The 18239-nt window shown below is 56.0% G+C and carries 14 protein-coding genes; 8 read left to right on the top strand and 6 right to left on the bottom strand.

All coding sequences use genetic code 11. The features are described 5' to 3' along the window. Positions 1–12: 12 nt before the first annotated feature. Positions 13–1350, top strand: a complete 1338-nt coding sequence (locus M1L36_RS13390) for a right-handed parallel beta-helix repeat-containing protein (protein WP_250874260.1) — start codon at positions 13–15, stop codon at positions 1348–1350. Here the strand turns inward: M1L36_RS13390 and M1L36_RS13385 are convergent. After that, positions 1308–2351: a DUF1616 domain-containing protein gene (locus tag M1L36_RS13385; RefSeq protein ID WP_250874259.1), complete on the bottom strand. Its 1044-nt coding sequence runs from the start codon at positions 2349–2351 to the stop codon at positions 1308–1310. The two genes, M1L36_RS13390 and M1L36_RS13385, sit on opposite strands and share 43 nt — an antisense overlap. Before the next feature lie 458 nt (positions 2352–2809). On the opposite strand from M1L36_RS13385, the gene M1L36_RS13380 reads away from it, so the two are divergent. Further along, the gene (locus M1L36_RS13380) at positions 2810–3109 is read left to right on the top strand and encodes a winged helix-turn-helix domain-containing protein (protein ID WP_250874258.1); all 300 of its coding nucleotides are present in this window, start codon (positions 2810–2812) and stop codon (positions 3107–3109) included. Positions 3110–3308: 199 nt separating this feature from the next. Further along, positions 3309–4229: a glycosyltransferase gene (locus tag M1L36_RS13375; protein ID WP_250874257.1), complete on the top strand. Its 921-nt coding sequence runs from the start codon at positions 3309–3311 to the stop codon at positions 4227–4229. 22 nt (positions 4230–4251) lie between these two features. Here M1L36_RS13375 and M1L36_RS13370 read toward each other — a convergent pair whose 3' ends face one another. Further along, positions 4252–5793 carry a flippase gene (locus M1L36_RS13370; protein ID WP_250874256.1) on the bottom strand — a complete coding sequence of 514 codons (1542 nt, stop codon included), beginning with the start codon at positions 5791–5793 and terminating at the stop codon, positions 4252–4254. A gap of 86 nt (positions 5794–5879) precedes the next feature. Beyond that, positions 5880–7661 (bottom strand): asparagine synthase-related protein, encoded by a 1782-nt coding sequence (locus M1L36_RS13365; protein WP_250874255.1) that lies wholly within the window; start codon positions 7659–7661, stop codon positions 5880–5882. 464 nt (positions 7662–8125) lie between these two features. On the opposite strand from M1L36_RS13365, the gene M1L36_RS13360 reads away from it, so the two are divergent. Then, positions 8126–10222 (top strand): hypothetical protein, encoded by a 2097-nt coding sequence (locus tag M1L36_RS13360; protein WP_250874254.1) that lies wholly within the window; start codon positions 8126–8128, stop codon positions 10220–10222. Between the two features lie 173 nt (positions 10223–10395). On the opposite strand, the gene M1L36_RS13355 is transcribed toward M1L36_RS13360, so the two are convergent. After that, a complete protein-coding gene (locus M1L36_RS13355; protein WP_250874253.1) occupies positions 10396–10947 on the bottom strand; it encodes a DUF7344 domain-containing protein in 552 nt (183 codons plus the stop codon). Between the two features lie 309 nt (positions 10948–11256). On the opposite strand from M1L36_RS13355, the gene M1L36_RS13350 reads away from it, so the two are divergent. The 4 genes from M1L36_RS13350 to M1L36_RS13335 are packed head-to-tail and all read left to right on the top strand — an operon-like array spanning position 11257 to position 15252. Further along, positions 11257–11841, top strand: coding sequence for an acyltransferase (locus M1L36_RS13350; protein WP_369694258.1), 585 nt, complete (start codon positions 11257–11259; stop codon positions 11839–11841). Then, positions 11838–12917: a DegT/DnrJ/EryC1/StrS family aminotransferase gene (locus M1L36_RS13345; protein WP_250874251.1), complete on the top strand. Its 1080-nt coding sequence runs from the start codon at positions 11838–11840 to the stop codon at positions 12915–12917. The genes M1L36_RS13350 and M1L36_RS13345 overlap by 4 nt, the downstream gene beginning before the upstream one ends. 5 nt (positions 12918–12922) lie before the next feature. After that, entirely contained in the window at positions 12923–13897 is a 975-nt protein-coding gene (locus M1L36_RS13340) for a Gfo/Idh/MocA family oxidoreductase (RefSeq protein WP_369694239.1), read from the top strand. Next, the gene (locus M1L36_RS13335; protein WP_369694257.1) at positions 13897–15252 is read left to right on the top strand and encodes a nucleotide sugar dehydrogenase; all 1356 of its coding nucleotides are present in this window, start codon (positions 13897–13899) and stop codon (positions 15250–15252) included. Before M1L36_RS13340 ends, M1L36_RS13335 begins: the two co-directional genes overlap by 1 nt. 38 nt (positions 15253–15290) lie before the next feature. Here the strand turns inward: M1L36_RS13335 and M1L36_RS13330 are convergent, their stop codons facing one another. Together M1L36_RS13330 and M1L36_RS13325 are read right to left on the bottom strand one after the other, a co-directional pair. Next, positions 15291–15971: a DUF7344 domain-containing protein gene (locus M1L36_RS13330; protein ID WP_250874248.1), complete on the bottom strand. Its 681-nt coding sequence runs from the start codon at positions 15969–15971 to the stop codon at positions 15291–15293. An 852-nt stretch (positions 15972–16823) separates the two neighbouring features. After that, positions 16824–18239: an NAD-dependent epimerase/dehydratase family protein gene (locus M1L36_RS13325; RefSeq protein WP_250874247.1), complete on the bottom strand. Its 1416-nt coding sequence runs from the start codon at positions 18237–18239 to the stop codon at positions 16824–16826.

The raw sequence follows: 18239 nt of genomic DNA, 5'->3' as shown, positions 1-18239 counted from the left end.
TTAGCCGCAGGAGTGGTTGGCGCCAGCTCGCTAGCTGGCTGTTCGGGACTGTTCGACTCCAATCGGGTTTCAGGTCCAAGGGAAGTTGATTCGGTTGCGGAGTTCGACAACCAGGTCAATGTCGAAGTGAGACGACGCGAACAGAACCTTACATCGGTCGATTCAATCATCAGCGATGTCGATGACAGTACACTCCTCTACTTTCCCCCTGGGGAGTACATCGTCGAAGAGTCGTTAGTTCTCGAGGATGTGTCAGACGTAGCACTCATTGGGGAGGACGCGACGCTAGTTCGAGCAAACCCGATACGGGAAGACGAAGAATACCTCCTATCACTCATCGGAAACCGTCTTCACGTGGAGGGGTTCAGCATCGATTACACCGAAGAGGGGCACGGTGGTCGGTTTCAGGTACTCTCCTCCGGCGACTTCGTCGTCCGTGATATCACCGTAGTCGGCGAGAATTCAGGGACGGGCCTTTTCGTGTTCGAGGTGCGTGACTCCGATGGCGAAGGGCTCGTCGAGCGGGTTCAGGCGACGGACGGTGGGCCGAACTCGGACGGATTGTTCGTAGCGAAAGACCACTCAGGGGCCCTTCGAATTGATGAATGTCGGATATTTGGTTTCAAAGGCAACGGGATTTACGCTTCGGCCCCCGGACTCGCCGACGGTGGGGGAGGTGTCGTCGTGGTCCACGGTGGTGAGTACAGGAACAACAACATCGCGAACATTCGACTGGGTACGTCGGGGAGTTCGGTGAGCGACACCACCATCGTCGTCGATAGCCCGATTCCACCGACAAATTCGGGGGTCGTCAACTCCCGAGGGATCTGGCTCCACGGCGGAACGGACCTCATCGTGGAGAACTGCTCTATTACGCTTTCCCCACCGGCGAAGGGCGACGGCGCCTTGGTCATGGGAAAGGACACTGAATCCGCGACTGTCCGAGACACAGAAATCGTTGTTAACGCCTCAGTACCTGCTATCAATCTCGTCTCGCCCGAAGAAGTCAGTCAGTCGTCCTCGGAGTTCCTATGTGAAGATGTTCGCATCACTGGTGGAGCATCGGGTGGGTTCGCAGTATCCGTCGTCGACCGTGACGGGTGCCGGTTCACAGGAATGCAAATGACACAACACGGTGAGCACCGTGATGGGTTCTTGTTTCAGCGCTCCCAGGGGAACGTCGTGCGTGAGCTCGACATCGACGTCTCGGGCCAACCGTTCGTCTTGCGAGAAGCGTCGACAGTGGACGTCATCATCGACGAATCCGATCAAACAAAACTCGCCAACGATAGCTCAGTTCTCCACAGTTACGATTCTGAAACGTCGATCCAAATGTACGCTGAGCGATAGGCCGAAGAGAGGTCTGGCTCCACGGGGGCATCGCCCTTGTAGAGCACGTACGTCAATCGGAGATTTTCGCCGGTCGCAGTGGGGGACACTTGGTGTTCTTCCACCCACTGACCGTCCTCGACGGTTCGACTGAACCGGTCGAGTTCGAAGCGCTCGACGACCGCTCCCGAGTCGTCGACACGTTCGAGCAAGATGACCACCTCGTACTCGGCTGCTTGGCCCTCGTTGTTGTCGACGATGAATGTGAGCGGTTGGTGTTCACCGACGACGAACTCAGAGGGATATCCGCTCGTGACGAGTTCACCATTTTGGTTTTGGGTGACGATTGAGAAGTCGGTGTACGTCGCTCCACTCAGAGGCGCAGTTACTGCGAGCGTGAGGACGCTGACCGCAGTGAGGACTCCGAACAACAAGATGAGATTCACAGCAGTGTCGGTCTGACTCTCGCCGACGACCCTACCGTGAGGCCGCTGAAGCGCGCTCGAGAAGGAGACGATGTATCTGGACTCCTCGGGGGTCTGCAGTCGACGGATTGTGCCCAACAATAAGGGGGCGATGATGAGAACGGTGGTGGCGTTTCCCACGGTCTCCACGCTGTACCCAAGCGAGAGTGCCGAAAGTCCCAGTCCTGCAAGCGGAATCAAGACTAGACTCAGTCCGAAAGAGAGCACCAATCGTTCCGCACTCTGCGGTCGGTCCGGCAACCCATGTCCGTTTATCGGGGCGAACCACGTACGGTTCGTTTCACGCACTTTCGGTGCTCGTGGGAACAAGACTGTGGTCAGTGCGTACCCTGGTAGGAAGAACAGTGCAGCGAGAATTATTGCGAGCCTGACTGGGCTACCTGTTCCGAGCACCCCAACTGATTCGGTAGTATTGATAGCCGCTTGAACGATGACGATTGCACAGAAAACCGCAACAACGTCCACGAACTGATCGGCAGTTGAGATCGCGTTCGTCGTTCGGACACTTCGCTCATTCTGTGTTTGTTTATCAGCCACTGAAATCAACCCTTGTGGCGAGTCATAGATGGGATGATATGTTGTAATGAGCAGTGTTCAGAGGCAGTGGGCACTGTAGTGTAGCGTTTGCTCGTCCAAATTGCCTATATTGAATTTGTATATTGGTAACCAAGCGGGTCGAGAACAATAGCGTAGTCGGGGTGGCGAAAGGAGGAGACTCGGACCACCTCACAAGCACCGAGCGATAGATGATTATCGATTTCGCGATATCGTCACTAGAAATCACATACGAAATCAGTCATTAACACAGACGATATCAAGCCATCCAAATTCCATGGTATACAACCTAACATATCAATTATATTGTCAAATTATTTGAAGAGTTTGAACTGGGTTTTGTGCAGAACTAGATAAAGGCCATACAATAATGTACCGACGCCATTCACATTCGTAATATACTTACCGCTTCCCCCGTGCTGGAAATGTAGAAAGACAGCATGGGAAGTAATAGACAAGAATGTGGTAATTCTTGTTGGGATGAAGTGAGCTACATCATTAGATCACGATATCGTATCGCCGTTCTAGAACAGCTCTCGGAAGGTCCGAAGATACCAACACGAATTGCAGAAGCAGCCGAGTTCCGATTGGCCCACATCTCTCGGGCGATTCAACAGCTCCGCGAAAGAAGTTTGGTGACGCTCTTGGTTTCCGAAGATCAGACGAAGGGGCGTGTGTACGGATTGACGAATGAAGGAGTCGAAGCGTGGGCGGTCATCTTTGATCGGGACCTTTGTTGACAATATTGCCTATCTCTTGACATGTAGGCTACAAAACCGCGCACCAGTATCGCCGTTCTTGACGTGATGTAGGTTTACGTTTAGACAGTAATGTCCGAATTCTGTCCACAACGACATTCTCAGGCAACAGAGAGACCTATTTGGATGCCGACTGGTCCGTAATTTACTAAGTGATAACGTTCTGTCGATACTGTCGAATATGCGCGTGTTGAGTTTAGTCACATCCGATACTTCGTCATTTTATAAAAATCAAGTCAGGCTACTCAGAGCCTCTGGTGTCGAACTGACGACGATTACTCCGAAGAACCCATCCGAAGGAGAGACTCGCAGACTGGGCGATTATCTCAGGCTCTACCCACAGATGCTCCGACAGTCTTTCGGGTCGTACGACCTCATCCACGCGAACTACGGCTTGATGGGTCCACTCGCACTCAGCCAGCCCAACCTTCCGGTGGTGCTCTCACTTTGGGGGTCGGATCTCATGGGCAAATACGGAACGGTAAGCAAGCTATGTGCACGACGGTCCGACGCGGTCGTCGTCATGAGTGATGAAATGGCCTCCGTTCTCGGGCAAGATTGTGAAGTTATTCCTCACGGAGTCGACCTAGACCTATTCGTCCCGAAGCCACAGTCAATCGCACAGGGGACAGTCGGCTGGAGCTCAGACGAATATCACGTCATGTTCCCCTACAACCCCCAGCGGCCTGTGAAAGATTTCCCTCGAGCTGAACGGATCGTCGACTCGGTAAACCAGCGCTTCGACCGCCCAGTCAACCTCCACGCAGTCACCGGGGTCCCCCATGAGGACATCCCGACTTACATGAATGCAGCAGACGCACTACTGGTGACCTCGAAGCGAGAGGGGTCACCGAACACGATCAAAGAGGCACTCGCGTGCAACCTCCCGATTGTCTCGACAGATGTCGGGGACGTTAGTGAACGGCTGAGTGGAGTCACACCTTCCGCGGTGAGCCAGTCCGACGAGACCATCGTAGATGCACTCGAAAAGGTTCTCGAAGCGGGCCAGCGTTCGAACGGCAGGGGTGCTGTCGAAGATCTCAGCGCAGAGAGCGCAACTGGACAGCTTCGGTCGGTGTTCGAGAGCGTCCTATCCTACTGACTCAAGTTCCCGACGATTTACGTTACGGGAGCACTGTCGACTCATCAGTTTCTGTAGGGAGATATCGTCGAACCAATGGGATCTGTCGACCCAAATACCGTTCGATCTGTTCAAGAACGACGCGGTCGTCGGCCTGAAGTCCGTCGACCAATCCGGCGACGATAATAGAACTGACACCGATTCCAGCCATGAACAGTGGAAGCGTCACGAGTGAGAGGGAGATCCACTGTGAGAGTGCAATGGCAATCGGCGAGACGACGAGACAGACAGCCACCAGCGAACGGATGAGCCACCTCGAGAACGGAGTGATGCGGTACTCTCGCCACAGTACCACGTTCGCCGAGATGTTAAGCGTGGTGTAGGAAATTGCAGACGCGATGGACGCACCAATAAAACCGTACTGAGGAATAAGTACGAGGTTGATAGCAATGTTGACTATGAATGCGACGCTGTTGGTGATCATCAGGTACTTAGTGTCGCCGAGCGCCGAGATTGTTCGGAGGTTCTGTCCGAACAGAGCGTTCGAAAAGTACCCGACAGTGAGGATGGTCAGTGCGAGGCCAGCGTCACGGTACCGGAGGCCGAAGAAGATCTCAAGGATGTCACCGGAGAAGATGGCAAAGGTGAGGAACGCAGGGAACGTCAAAAAGAAGGCCCACTTCGTGGTTATCGCGTAGATGGCTTCGACCTCACCGAGCTCGTCGTTTGCATCCAATCTCGAAGCGAGTGGGAGATAGAGGAAGTTGAACGCGTTGAGCAACGTCCCCAGCCCGATTGCAAGAGGATACGCCGCATTGTACAGTGCTACCTCCGTCGACGGTCGGAAGTACCCGAGCATGATGGTGTCTGTCTGAGACATGAGAATCAACAGAAACCCGGAGATGGTGAGTGGAACCGAGAATCTTAGTAGCTCTTTCGGACGGGCGACGAAGGTGCCTCGGAGCGGCATCAACCGGTTCAAGTAGAGGTGAGAGACGAGGAAGGCGAGCCCCGCAGCAATGAGGTACGCATAGCCCGCCCCCAACACACCGTATCCTGCCCAGAGGAACACGAGCAAGAGCCCGATTCGTGAGAGCGGGTGAAGGATGTCCTGAACGTACGTCCGGTATCGCGTGTTCTCGAATCCCTGGAGACCACCGATACCGATGCGCGAGCCGACTGTCAGCGGAATCGTAAGGAAGAACAGTTGAAGGAGCAACACCGAATCGGTTCGACCTAGATACAACGTGAGTGTTGGTGCACTTACCCAGAGGACAGCCGCCACAATAGACGAAGCAAAGAGCGTGATGACGAGCCCGGTCAGCCACACGCCTCGTTTTTGTTCGCTTTCTTCGTAGCGGGTCATGAACCGCGGAACACCCTGGCTGAATCCCAAGATAGAGAACATCGACGCGATAGTGAGGACCGCGAGCCCGATGCTCACCTCACCGTACGCTTCGAGGGAGACGGAGCGTCCGATGATGATACGTTCGACCATCTTTGCCAGTGCACCGAGTACCGTGCCGATGACGATGAGCGTCGCACTGGAGAGCAGCGACGAGAGTTCGACAGAGCGATCACTCACGTCCGGTCACCCACAGGCCTTGCGACCGGGCATTGTGCGCTTTCTGTGGTGTCATCAATTGTCTCGACTATTCGAATGGTCATTTTTTACCCCAACGTTGGCGCAATCTCTTCCGTGTCTAGCCGTGCTCTGATATCAGCTTGGACGGCGAGCATCGTCAGCAGGTAGAGCAGTTCGGTCCGACGGAACGCACCGGGGTTGGTCGTCACGTCTAGTATCGCCCGTCGTGACAACGGCGTGACTGGCCCATCAGCAAGATGGCCGTTGACTAGCGTGAGCACCTCCACGTTCCGCTCGGGGTCTACTTTCCTTTGGTCCAAGAGTGACCCACGAAGCGCTGGATACCGCGAGAGAACGTCGAACGTCCGTTCTTTCACGCGGTACTCCAGACTCGTGATGGTACCGCCGAAGTTCGGATACTCAATGTCGACGAGGCCTGGTGCAAACGCTTCGAGGAACGCCCGGTACAGACGCCTATCGTGTTTCTGACTAGCTGGGCAGTTAATCGCGTACTCAAACACCGCTGGCGAGTAGAACGGAGATACGCTCCAGAAGTAGTAGCGGTTGCGGTCTTCGCCCTGATTGAGGAAGTTGAACCCGCGCTCGTAGACAAGGAAGTGCGCGTACAAATCTGCCAGCGACCGCTCAGGGTACGTCTCGATTCGGTCCGCGACCGACTCCCGAAGCTTCGCTTCAGAGACCGTGGTGATAGCAGCCGCCCTCTCGAGTGAAAACCGGCTGTTCGCGGCGATGATGTATTTGACGAGTGCATCCTTATCAGAGAGCGGCTTCGGAGGTGTCAGGTCAACGAGAGTCTTGTCACCCCCGTCACCGGTAATGTACCGACACTCGCCGTGGTGGGCTCGAATTTGCTCGAAGAAATCGACGATGAACGCCATACCGAAGTAGTTCATCCCCTGTTTGCTGTCGAACAGGGCAGTTCGGTGACGCTCGGTGGCAGCGGTTTGATATCGTGTCCACGGTGCATCGAGTGCCTCGGCCACAGTCTTCGCGACGCGTGCGTCGGAACTCGTACCGCTCTGAGAGTTGTCGAAGGTCGCAGTCGCATAGTCTAGGTCGCTCGCAGAGAGTGCACCAGCGACGGCTCGTGAGTCCAGACCACCACTCAACGAAACGACGTTCGTCCGGGCGGGGGCGTGTCTTCGTTCACAGGCCGTTCGAAAGAGCGATGCGAGTTCCCGAGCGTTCGTCTCTACGTCTCGGCCTGCATGGGCGGTTGGTCCAAAGTCGTACTGGAACACTTGTTTGACGTTGAAACCATCTTCGCCGAGCGTCACTAGCCCCCCAGGGGGAATGCAGGAGATGCCGTTGTAGACCGTACGTTGACCGAGACAGTAGCCGAAGAGGAGTTGTTGAGCTGCGCCCAATCTGTCGAGTCCCACTGGAACCCCCATGTTCTGTGCGAGTGTGCGAATAAGTTTCAGTTCGCGGGAAACCACCGTGAGGTCGCCGAGTGTCGTGTAGTATGTCGGTAATCGAGCGAACGTGTCGTTGAGTATGTACACATCCCCGCAGTGTTCATCAGCGACCGTGATGAGGAAGTCACCGTCGCGCGCACGCACCCATTGAGCCACTCTCTCGTGGTGCCGCTCTCGTAACGCATCAGCGAGCGACTCGATAGCCGTTCGGGGAGCCTCGGTATCGTAGAGAGCTCCTTCGACGACGACAAACAGATTATCGAACTCGTACGTCTTGACAGGATACGCAGGGTACGTCGTTCCGGCGATGACGGTTCCATCTAGCTCGAACAACATTTCCGTCTCGTATCTGTCGTCGAACTGGAGATTGCCGAACGTATCGTTTAAGCCGGGAGGAATCTCACCGTGTAGCAGACTGGTGCCAGGCATTCTTTGGTAAGGTCTATCTGACGAGTAGTTGTAATTTCGCGCCTACGGTCATGCACGCTGAGCCTGCCGAGTCGTAGTCTGCACGACAACGGCTACAGAGATGAGATCGCGTTGGTACACTCCTCCGCAACCAAGAACACTCTTAGTAGCGGCAGTGAGTCGATAGGGGCTGTCAAAATGTGGTCCAGATGGACCGTTCGAATGTGCTCTAACGAGAGCAATCGAGGCCAGAGTTATCTATGGCATAAAAAATATATTAGCCATCTTATACGATATCATCTGGTAACAAAACGGTAGCAAGGTGGTGACGAAACAGCAATAAAGCTCTTTTTATCCCGGCCATCGTATCCGATATGTCACGAAACACCGAATGTGACGATGTCGACAACAAAGCTACACTTCATCGCCGGAGTTACCTGAAGGCAGTCGGCGCCACACTTGGGTCCGCTGGCATGTTGGGTACGATGACCGACACCGCATCTGCAGCAGAGTACGAGACAATCACCCTTTCTTCAGGGGAGCGACAGTCGTATCGACTCGGGAGTGGTGACACGCTAGAGAACGTTCTAATCGACGCGAGCGCTCCAGAAGCAGACGTCGCCATCCGTGCCGAAGGTGATGGCTGGGCGATTCGCAACGTCGGTATCAAAGGTCGATTCGACATCGGTGCCTCGACGGGTGGCATCAAATACGTCATCTCCGCAGAGGGGAACGGCGTCATCGAGAACGTCTACATGGGCGACGGTCACGAGGACGGAATCTGGAAGGGTGCGATGATTTCTGGCCCCGATCACGCCGGTCACATCGACATCCGGAACTGTAACGTCGCACACTGGACCGCGAACGCAATCTACGCCGCTGGGTCTGGCCGAATCACCGAGCCCGGTAAGACCGACGGCCAAGGTGGAAACTACACGTTCGAGAACTGTTTCTTCAAGAACAACAACATTGCCCACCTTCGACTTGCGGCCGACGGCACTGAAGTCATCGGCTGTACGTTCGTCAACTCAAGCGATGTCCCCGGCCACCCGAACACGTCGGGAGGCGATAGCGGTGTCGTCAACTCTCGGGGCATCTACACGGGCTACGGTGACCCGTCACAGATAATCACTGTCCGTGACTGTGACGTGCGAATTACTGATAATAACACGAACGGAGCGGCGAGTGCGTTCGTCTCTGGCAGTCACTCGACCTACGGCGAACTTTCGACCATCGACGTGCAGGACTCGCAAGTCATGGGCGACATTCGTGGCGATCACGTCGAGGTCGACTCGAGCGTTGGTAGTAGCCCGGATACGTCAGTTCCGAGCGGTGTCCCCAAAACCGCGGTGGAAGCAGCGAGTAGTGGAGAGACAACAGACGGTGGGTCCGGAGGATCTGATGATGGTAGCGACGGTGGTGATGGTAGCGACAGCACAGGGGATACTCTCTCTATCACAGGTAACGATTCATCGACAGTTGCTGAGTACTCATTCACAATTGACGGCCCCGTTGAGCAGACGACAGCCAACGATGCCACTATTGACCCTGAAGACAGCGTCGAGGGCTCAACCGCTCAGGGGACGGTCGCTGGCGGTACCGACAGTTTCACTGTTGGCGGTGACATCGTCGCCTTCGCGATTGACAGTGGGCCGACGGTCACGCTCGGTGGAACTGAAATTAACCCCGATGACTACCCAGACTCTGTCGACTCAGGGTCCGGTGACTCCTCCGAGGGAGACATCATTAGCTTCGATGGTACTTCCGCGACCGAGCAAGTCTCCTATTCACTGACTGTTGGCGATACCCTTGAGAAATCGACGGCAAACGGTGCATCGATTAACTCGGGAGACACCGTCTCTGGATCGACCGCAGAAGGTGTCGTCTACGGTGGTGTCGACAGTTACGAGTTTACCGGCGATCTCCTTGCCATCTCATTGGATGGTACTGTCCCGGTCACGGTCAACGGTACCGAAATTGACCCTGCAGACTACTCCGATTCGGGGTCCGACGATAGCGGGACATCTGTTCTCAGCATCAATGGACTCGATTCATCAGAGGTCGCAGAGTACACGTTCACCATCGATGGATCCGTCGAACAAACGACGGCCAACGATGCCACAATTGATTCTGAAGACAGCGTCGAGGGCTCAACCGCTCAGGGGACAGTCGCTGGCGGTACCGACAGTTTCGAAGTCGGGGGGGATATAACTGCGTTCAGCCTTGATGGTGCGGCCACGGTTACGCTCGATGGCACAGAGGTCAACCCTGCAGACTACCCCGACACAACGGATGACTCGTCCTCAGAAACTGAGGAGGCCCGCACGATGAGTATCGATGGGACGGATTGGAAGCGCACAGCTCACTATGAACTGACAGTGAGCGGTTCGCTCGAACAGACGACAGCGAACAACGCAACCATCGACTCGAACGACGATGTCTCGGGTTCAACCGCTGACGGGACGGTCGCTGGTGGCACCGATAGCTTCGAATTCACCGGCGAAGTCACAACTTTCAGCCTCAAAGGACCAGCAGTAGTCACGATTGACGGAGATCAGGTCGACGTCGACACACTCGGCTGAGTCTGCTTACAGGCTGTTTGACTCGGTTACGACGCATCCAGAGCACGTAACGAACATCAAAATCTATCTTCTTCGGAGCTGAACAGTCGGTCAGTCGCTCACATTTCTTCTCGCAGATACGTTGGAGTGAATAGTCTGAAGTCTACGTCCAACTCGCCAGCGTCCAAGTTTGACTAGCGTTCCGTAGCCCAGGTGACGAGAGCCACAACCAGTAGCAGAATCGTCACGAACGAAATCGGACTCACTGTTACGCTACCGACCCCGAGAGTCCCGGTTGCCAGATAGACACCGATTGCAAACAACGAACAGAATGAAAATACGAGCGCAGAGCGTGCTGGCCACGACCGCCTCGCTTTTCCAGTTCCGACGTACCCCTGAATATGCGTAGAGTCACGGATTCGAACGATTCCTTCGCTTCGGTCCCACGTTACGAGACCTTCGTTCTCGAGATATGGGAGGTGGTTCTGATGGAGTGCAACGTAGACACGGCGTTCCTGTTTTCGGTCGAGATTGGTGACCGAAATGCCAAACTCGTCGGCCGCAACGGCTTCCACGAGTTCATCGAAAACGACTGGCCCACCCGCGCGCGTCAGATAATCAAGAACAGCGAATCGCCGTTCGTTTCCAAGGATAGTGAACACCTCTTCTTCGGTCAGCGGCTCGGAAGTTGTATCCGCGTGTGACTCACTCTTCCCAACTCCGAAAACAGCCCCCAGCTTGTTCATATCCCCCTTTCCTGACAGCACCCAGTTAGTTATTCATCCACGAGGCTGCCGAAACCGCGACCTATTTTCATCAAATTTCGAGGACAGTTCCCGAGAAAGCGTTTCATGACTTTCCCCCGAGTGGGAGCGAGGCTGTGCAACTGACAGGTTCGGAATTACAATCATGACAGTGAGCCATCGTTTGGCCGAGCATCCTCGACCCGTATCGGGGTTGACCGAAAAACAATGAACGGTAACCAACACGACAACGCCTACGCTGAGGAGTCGGCCAACCCCGATTCGTCGGGGGGCCGATACGACGAAGACGACCTGACGAAGCGTGTCATCGGCAACCGATGTACAATTTCACCATCAGCGACTGTGGGCCACCCGTACGATGGGTGGGAACTTCCGGCGCGAATTGGCGATGACTCGACGGTTAGGAGTGGCACCATCATCTACGCAGACGTCGAAGCTGGTGACAGCTTCAAGACGGGACACAACGTACTTGTCCGTGAGCACACGTCGTTCGGTGACGGTGTACTCGTCGGGACGAACGTCGTCATCGACGGTCACACATTAATCGGTGACAATGCGAGCCTCCAGACAGGTGTCTACATCCCGACGAACACCACACTCGGTGATCGAGTGTTCATCGGTCCCGGCGCAGTCCTCACCAACGACCCGTATCCCATCCGTGAGGAGGTGGAGCTCGTCGGACCAACGCTGGAAGACGACGTCTCGATTGGTGGAAACGTAACTATCCTGCCCGACGTCACGGTCGGCGAGCGCTCGTTCGTCGCCGCGGCTGCGGTCGTTACCAGTGATATCCCCCCGGATTCGCTCGCAATCGGGGCTCCTGCCGAGGTCCGACCACTGCCTGATAGATTTGGGGGAGGGAATCAACTCGGATGATCAATATTGCAGAGCCAATCGTTCGACAGGAGGAGATTGACCGTGTCGAAGGTGTCCTCAGATCGAGGCAGCTGGCAGACGGTCCAGAGGTTCGCTCGTTCGAAGACGAGTTCAGTGACTATTGTGGCGTCCAATACGGCGTTGCCACCTCGAACGGAACCACGGCGCTTCACACAGCACTCCACGCTCTCGGTATCGGTCCCGGTGACCGTGTACTGACTACGCCGTTCTCGTTTGTCGCCAGCGCGAACGCTGTTCGACTCGTGGGAGCGACCCCCATCTTCGTCGACATCGACCCAGAGACGTACACGCTCGACCCCAACGCAGTCCAGGTGGCATTGGAGGAGGGGCCACCGATTGACGCCATCCTCACCGTCCACTTGTACGGGTTGCCCAGTGACATGGGCGCACTCACCGATCTTGCTGCAGAATACGACGTCCCCATCGTTGAGGACGCTGCACAGGCACATGGTGCGCGCTATAGGGGCGAAACAGTCGGGTCGCTCGGGGACGTCGCATGCTTCTCGTTCTACCCGACGAAGAACATGACGACGGGAGAAGGTGGGATGGTCGTCACCGACCGCCCTGAGATCGCCGAACGCGCGGCTCAGTTCGTCAACCACGGCCGATCGTCGGCAGGATACGAACACGTCGCTCTCGGACACAACTTCCGGATGATGAGTCTCTCGGCTGCCATCGGTCGCGTCCAACTTGAGCGGCTTCCAGGACTCGTCGAGAAACGTCGTGAGAACGCGAGCCGACTGACGGAAGCACTGTGCGACACGCCAGTCGTGACTCCGTTCGAACCAGACGGGGTTGACCACGCGTACCACCAGTACACGATTCAATCGGAAGATCGAGCGGAACTTCACAGCGCCCTCGAACGACGAGGAATCCAGTCGGCCGTCTACTACCCGACCCCCATCCACAAACAGCCCGCATACAGTCATGTTGACCATCGTGCACCCGTCAGTGAGCGCGTTGCAGAACGGGTGCTCTCACTTCCCGTTCATCCAGAACTCTCCGAGAAAGCTGTCATGGACATCGCAGCCGCCGTTCGCGAGCACTACACGTGATAACAATGAGTAATAACATACGAGTGGGCGTCATCGGCGTCGGCTATATGGGGTGGAATCACGCAAAGTTGTACAAACAGCTTCGTGGCGTCGACCTCGTCGGGGTATCGGACCGAGACCAAAGACGGGCGGTAGAGACGGCTTCGGAGTTCGACACGGAATCGATGCCGACCGCCGAGTTACTGTCAGAGGTGGATGCAGTTTCTATCGCCGTCCCGACAGAGTATCACGGCGATATCATCGAAGACAGTCTCAACGCAGGCGTTCACGTGCTGGTAGAGAAACCGTTCGTTTCCAATACGGCTCGTGGACGAGCGCTCATCGAACGAAGTGAGGAAGAGGGACTCGTCTTACAGGTTGGGCACGTTGAACGGTTCAACGCGGCAGTGCAAACCCTCGTCGATATCGTATCTCACCTGGATATCGTCGCGCTGAGCACGCGCCGAGTCGGTCCAGCGGTGGACAGAGAACTCTCTGATAGTGTCGCACTCGACCTGATGATTCACGATATTGACATCGTCCTGTCGATACTCGACGAACCACTGGAAGAGTTGACGAGTGTCTCGTCGATCGGCGGCGAACACGCGACTGCCGCGATGCGCTTTGGTGATGGGGTCGTCGTCGACATGACGGCCAGCCGTATCACGCAACGAGAGGTCAGGAAGATAGAGGTCGTAACGAAGTCCGGATGCGTCATCGCCGACTGTCTCAACCAGACGGTCGAATTCCACAAAGCGGCGCCGTCGTTGGCGACAAGTCTCAACGGTCACCAGTTGTACGAGTGTGACGGCGTCATTGAGCACCCACGTGTCACACAGACGAACCCGCTTCTCGAAGAGCTCAATTCGTTCGTCGGTAGCATTACCGACGGAACACCACCGGTGGTGAGTGGTCGGGATGGACTACGGGCGGTCGAGATTGCACAGCACATTGAGTCGGCTGCGCACTCGAACGAGCAGTACAAACCGTTGCTACAATGATTTCTGAAGAATACATCAGACTGTACGGTATCGACTCGGATCAAGAGGAACAACGAATCGCTCTGACGTCCGGACGAGTCCCAGTCGCAGTTTATGGACTCGGAAAGATGGGCCTTCCCCTCGCGGCGGTTTACGCTGAACTGACCGGCAACGTGACTGGTGTCGATATCGATTCGAGCGTCGTCGACCGAATCAACGCCGGGGTCTCTCCAGTCACGGGTGAGCCAGGACTCGATGATCTCATCGCCTCACTGACAGCCGAAGGGAGTCTGGAGGCTGTCGACACTCCGACGGTTGCCGCAGCAACTGCGGCAGTCCACGTCGTCATCGTCCCGACGACACTGACGAGGGACAAGCACCCAGACCTCACTGCCCTCGAAGCAGCAGTTGAGAGTATCGGGGCGGGACTCTCACCGGGTGATCAGGTCATCATCGAATCCACTGTCCCCCCAGGGACCTGTGGAGGATTTGTCAAGCCACTACTCGAGCGGGTCAGTGGCCTCTCCCCCGATCAGTTCGGCGTCGCGTTCTGCCCCGAGCGGACGTCGAGCGGTCGAGCACTGGAGGACATTCGTGGTGCGTACCCAAAGGTCGTCGGTGGCGTTGACGACGAGAGTACACGGGTTGCTCGACTCATCTACGACGAACTCAGCAACAATGACGTCATCACGGTCAGCGACGCGACCACTGCGGAGTCCGTCAAAGTGTTCGAAGGGCTCTATCGTGACGTCAACATCGCGCTCGCGAACGAACTCGCACAAATCAGAGACGATCTCGAAATCGATGTCGTCGAAGCGATCATGGTCGCGAACACACAGCCGTTCTGTGACATCCACCTACCTGGTGCTGGTGTCGGCGGTCACTGCATTCCGTATTATCCATACTTCGTGTTCGACCGGGTCAAGACGTCGATGCCACTGTGTCAAACCGCGCGTGAAACGAACGACTCGATGCCACAGTTCCTCGTCTCGAAGCTCGTCGAACGACTCGCGGCCCACGAGACAGCTATCGAGGACGCGACCGTCGTAGTGCTCGGGCTGACGTATCGCCCAGGGGTCGCAGAAGTGCGAGCGTCACCAGCAATCCCACTCGTGGAAACGCTCCAGCATCTCGGTGCTCGGGTATTCGTCGTTGACCCGATACTTGACAAAGCGACCGCTCCGTTCCCGTTGACAGCCCTCGAAGAGGTACCGGTCGACGACCTTGACGGAGCAGTGTTGGTCACGAACCACGACGAGTTCGCGACCATCGATTGGACTAGCTACGACTCACTGGTGTGTATCGATGGTCGTGACGCACTTCCCGATAGCTCGGCGAAGCACGATGTCTATGTGGTCGGGCGCGGTTCGAAATAGTAATTCTCCTCGTCAGCGCCGTATGAGACACTGACTGCTCACTCTAGGTGTTCGTGCAATCGAACGGTATTGTAGTTTCGTCGAGTCGAATCGCCCGCCTGACCACCGCTGAGCGTTGAGTACGTGTGTAACGACGCGATAGCGACGAAGAGGAGCGACAGCGCGATCAGCAGTGCGTTCTCGATCAATGGGAACTGACCGCCACCGAGAATCGATGTCAACCCAATAGTCACTCCGATCAGCCCGGTCGTGAAGTACCACAGACTCCATCGGTAACCGGTCGACTCGGGCAGCAGGTATGGTCGGAACACCTCGATGTTCTCGACAGGGTGGGCATACTTCCGAGCGTCGTTGTACTCGACGGCCCCTGCTTCGTGGAGCATCGGAAGGTGTGATTGGTAGAGTGAGACGTAGACCCGCTTTCGCTGCGTCGACGTGACGGCTCCGATGGAGATTTCGTTTTCTTTTGCTGCGATGTGGACGGCGAGTTCGGCGAGTGAGACTCGCCGGTTCTCCGTGAGTAAGAACGTGAGGACGTATCGACGGCGACTGTTTTTGATGACCGAGAATAGTTCCGAGCCGGAGGGTGCCTCTCGCTCCGTCTCTCGCTTCGGATACGTGTTCCGTGAGCTTATCGAGAGTGTGCCCCCTACTCGCTTGAGAACGGAGGACTCGGTACCCGGTTCAGAGCCCCCCGAAAGGTCAGACTCATGACTCATCACAGACCACCACAAGAGCTAGTACCACCGTGTTCGATACAGGCACAAGATAATTTTCGTTTATTATACACTACATCCCCCATCAAACTACCGAATAGTCCTCCACTCATGTGCGTCCCAATCCTGAGCTCCAAGTGACATAAGTATCGACTACTTACGGGTAACGAAGCCCTCAGTGTACTGAGAGTCACGTTTTCGAATTGGCAGGAAACATTCAATTGTTGAGGTTCGTTCGATGCCGAACTATTGTCATATAGGAAATACTATCGGTTCGCTCGCTGTGGCCTGTACAGTTTCTTCGAGAATCTGTCCCCAAATTTATCAGTCGACGAAAACTGATGCAACGATTTTAGACAAGCGATAGATTCGGATTGAACAACTCGTCGGAGGTGTAATCAGCGCGGTAGGACTACTTTTCACGGTAGCTGCAGTTCCGTGTCAGTCCATGCAGATATCCGTTGCTCAGGTAGGTTTCAGGAAATGTTCACGCCCACGACCATCGGTTTGATTTCCCCACAAAATAGGAACCTCTAGACGAGGAGGCGACGGTCCCCTGTGGGCCCGTTTCTACAGTGCATGATCCGTGGACAGTGACGACACAGCGCACGAGTCATCAGGGAACGCGGATGTCCACGCCATTGAATGTGGGATAGGGTCGAGGAAACGAACCAGTTGGGGTGATACGATACTCCGCAGAAAATAGCGTCACAGTCCGACGAAGTCGGGATTATTGGTCGTACTTCAAGTGGTGACGCAGAACGATGCCCGCTTGAGGAGACGTGGTCGGCCACACGACAGCTATATGGACAATTCGAGCTTCAGTACCTCGAACACTCCTCGGAGCCGGGGAATTCAGTCGGCGTATGCTTCGATGTCCGAGTCCTCGATAGCGGTCTTGTAGTTGCTGTAGACCTTATCGGTGTAGTCGTGGAACTCCCCACGGTCGAACGCTTCGCCGAGCTCGTCACAGGCGCTTTCGATGGAGTGGGTCGTCTGGTAGCCCAGTGTTCGCTCTATTTTCGAGAAGTCAACGCGATAGCTCCGGTCGTCTTCTTTGTCGGCTTGGAGATCAAGCGTTGCACCCGGTACGTGGTCGGCGACGATACGACCAATCTCCTCAATACGATAGTTCTGGGCGTTTGACCCGACGTTAAACACCTCGTGGTCCACGTCTTCGATGGGTGCTTCAAGACAGTGAACGTACGCACGCGCGGCGTCGGCGACGTGAACGTTCGGCCGGAACTGGTCGCCACCGAAAATGGGAACGACACCTTCGGTGTGGGCTTTCGCGTTCAGGACATTGACGACGAGGTCAAAGCGCATCCGTGGTGAGAGACCGTACACCGTCGCCATCCGGAGGATGGTCGGCGCGAAGTTACCGTTCATTGCGAGGAGCTCCCGTTCTGACTCGATCTTCGTACGCGCGTAGAGACTGACGGGGTTGAGGTCGTCTTCCTCGGTAAGGAGGTCACCGATCTCGCCCTTCCCGTAGACGCTACACGTCGAAGCGAACAGGAAGCGGTTGATCTGGTGGTACTTACAGATGTTAGCGACGAGCTTCACCGAATGGAGGTTGAGCGCGAGCGTCCGCGACGGGTCGAGACTCGACGCAGGGTCACCGACCAGCCCACCGAGGTGGACGACAGCGTCGACACCTTCGATAGCCTCCATCACAGTTTCGATTGAACGCATATCGCCCTCGATGAGCGTGAAACGGTCGTTCTCGTAATACTGTGATATACCGTGGTCGCCGAACAACAGCGGGTCGAGGACACGGACAGTGTAGTCTCTGTCGAGGAGTTGCCCACAGAGTACCGACCCAATGTACCCCGCGCCGCCAACGACGAGGACCGTTTTGACGGCCCCGTTCAAGCGAGAGTTCGCCCCGATGATGTCACCGTTCCGAGTGAGGAATCGGACACCAGTGACCGCGGAGTCTTCGTCGACGATGGGAACAACGAGATTACCGTGTTCTGGACTCGCTCGCTGGAGTCGTGCAGGGGAATACTCGTCGGTGACGTCGCTGTGTCCCCACGACTCGCGGACGACGACCGGGTCCTCGTTCATCACGTCCTCAATGGGTGCATCGAGACTCACTCCGTCGAGGATACCACGTCGGATGTCGCCATCGGTGGCCGTCCCGACGAGTCGGCGGTCGTCGTCGACGACCACGACGAGGCCGAGGCCGGACTGGTCGATGGCGAGCATCGCCTCTTCGAGCGTCGTCGAGCGGTCGACGAGTGCGTCGGTCTGTGATGTCTCACCCAT

The sequence above is a fragment of the Halomarina rubra genome, assembly GCF_023699475.1.
Lineage (GTDB): Archaea > Halobacteriota > Halobacteria > Halobacteriales > Haloarculaceae > Halomarina > Halomarina rubra.
Note: the sequence above shows the minus strand (reverse complement) of the source record. Positions and strands in the feature narration are given on the sequence as shown.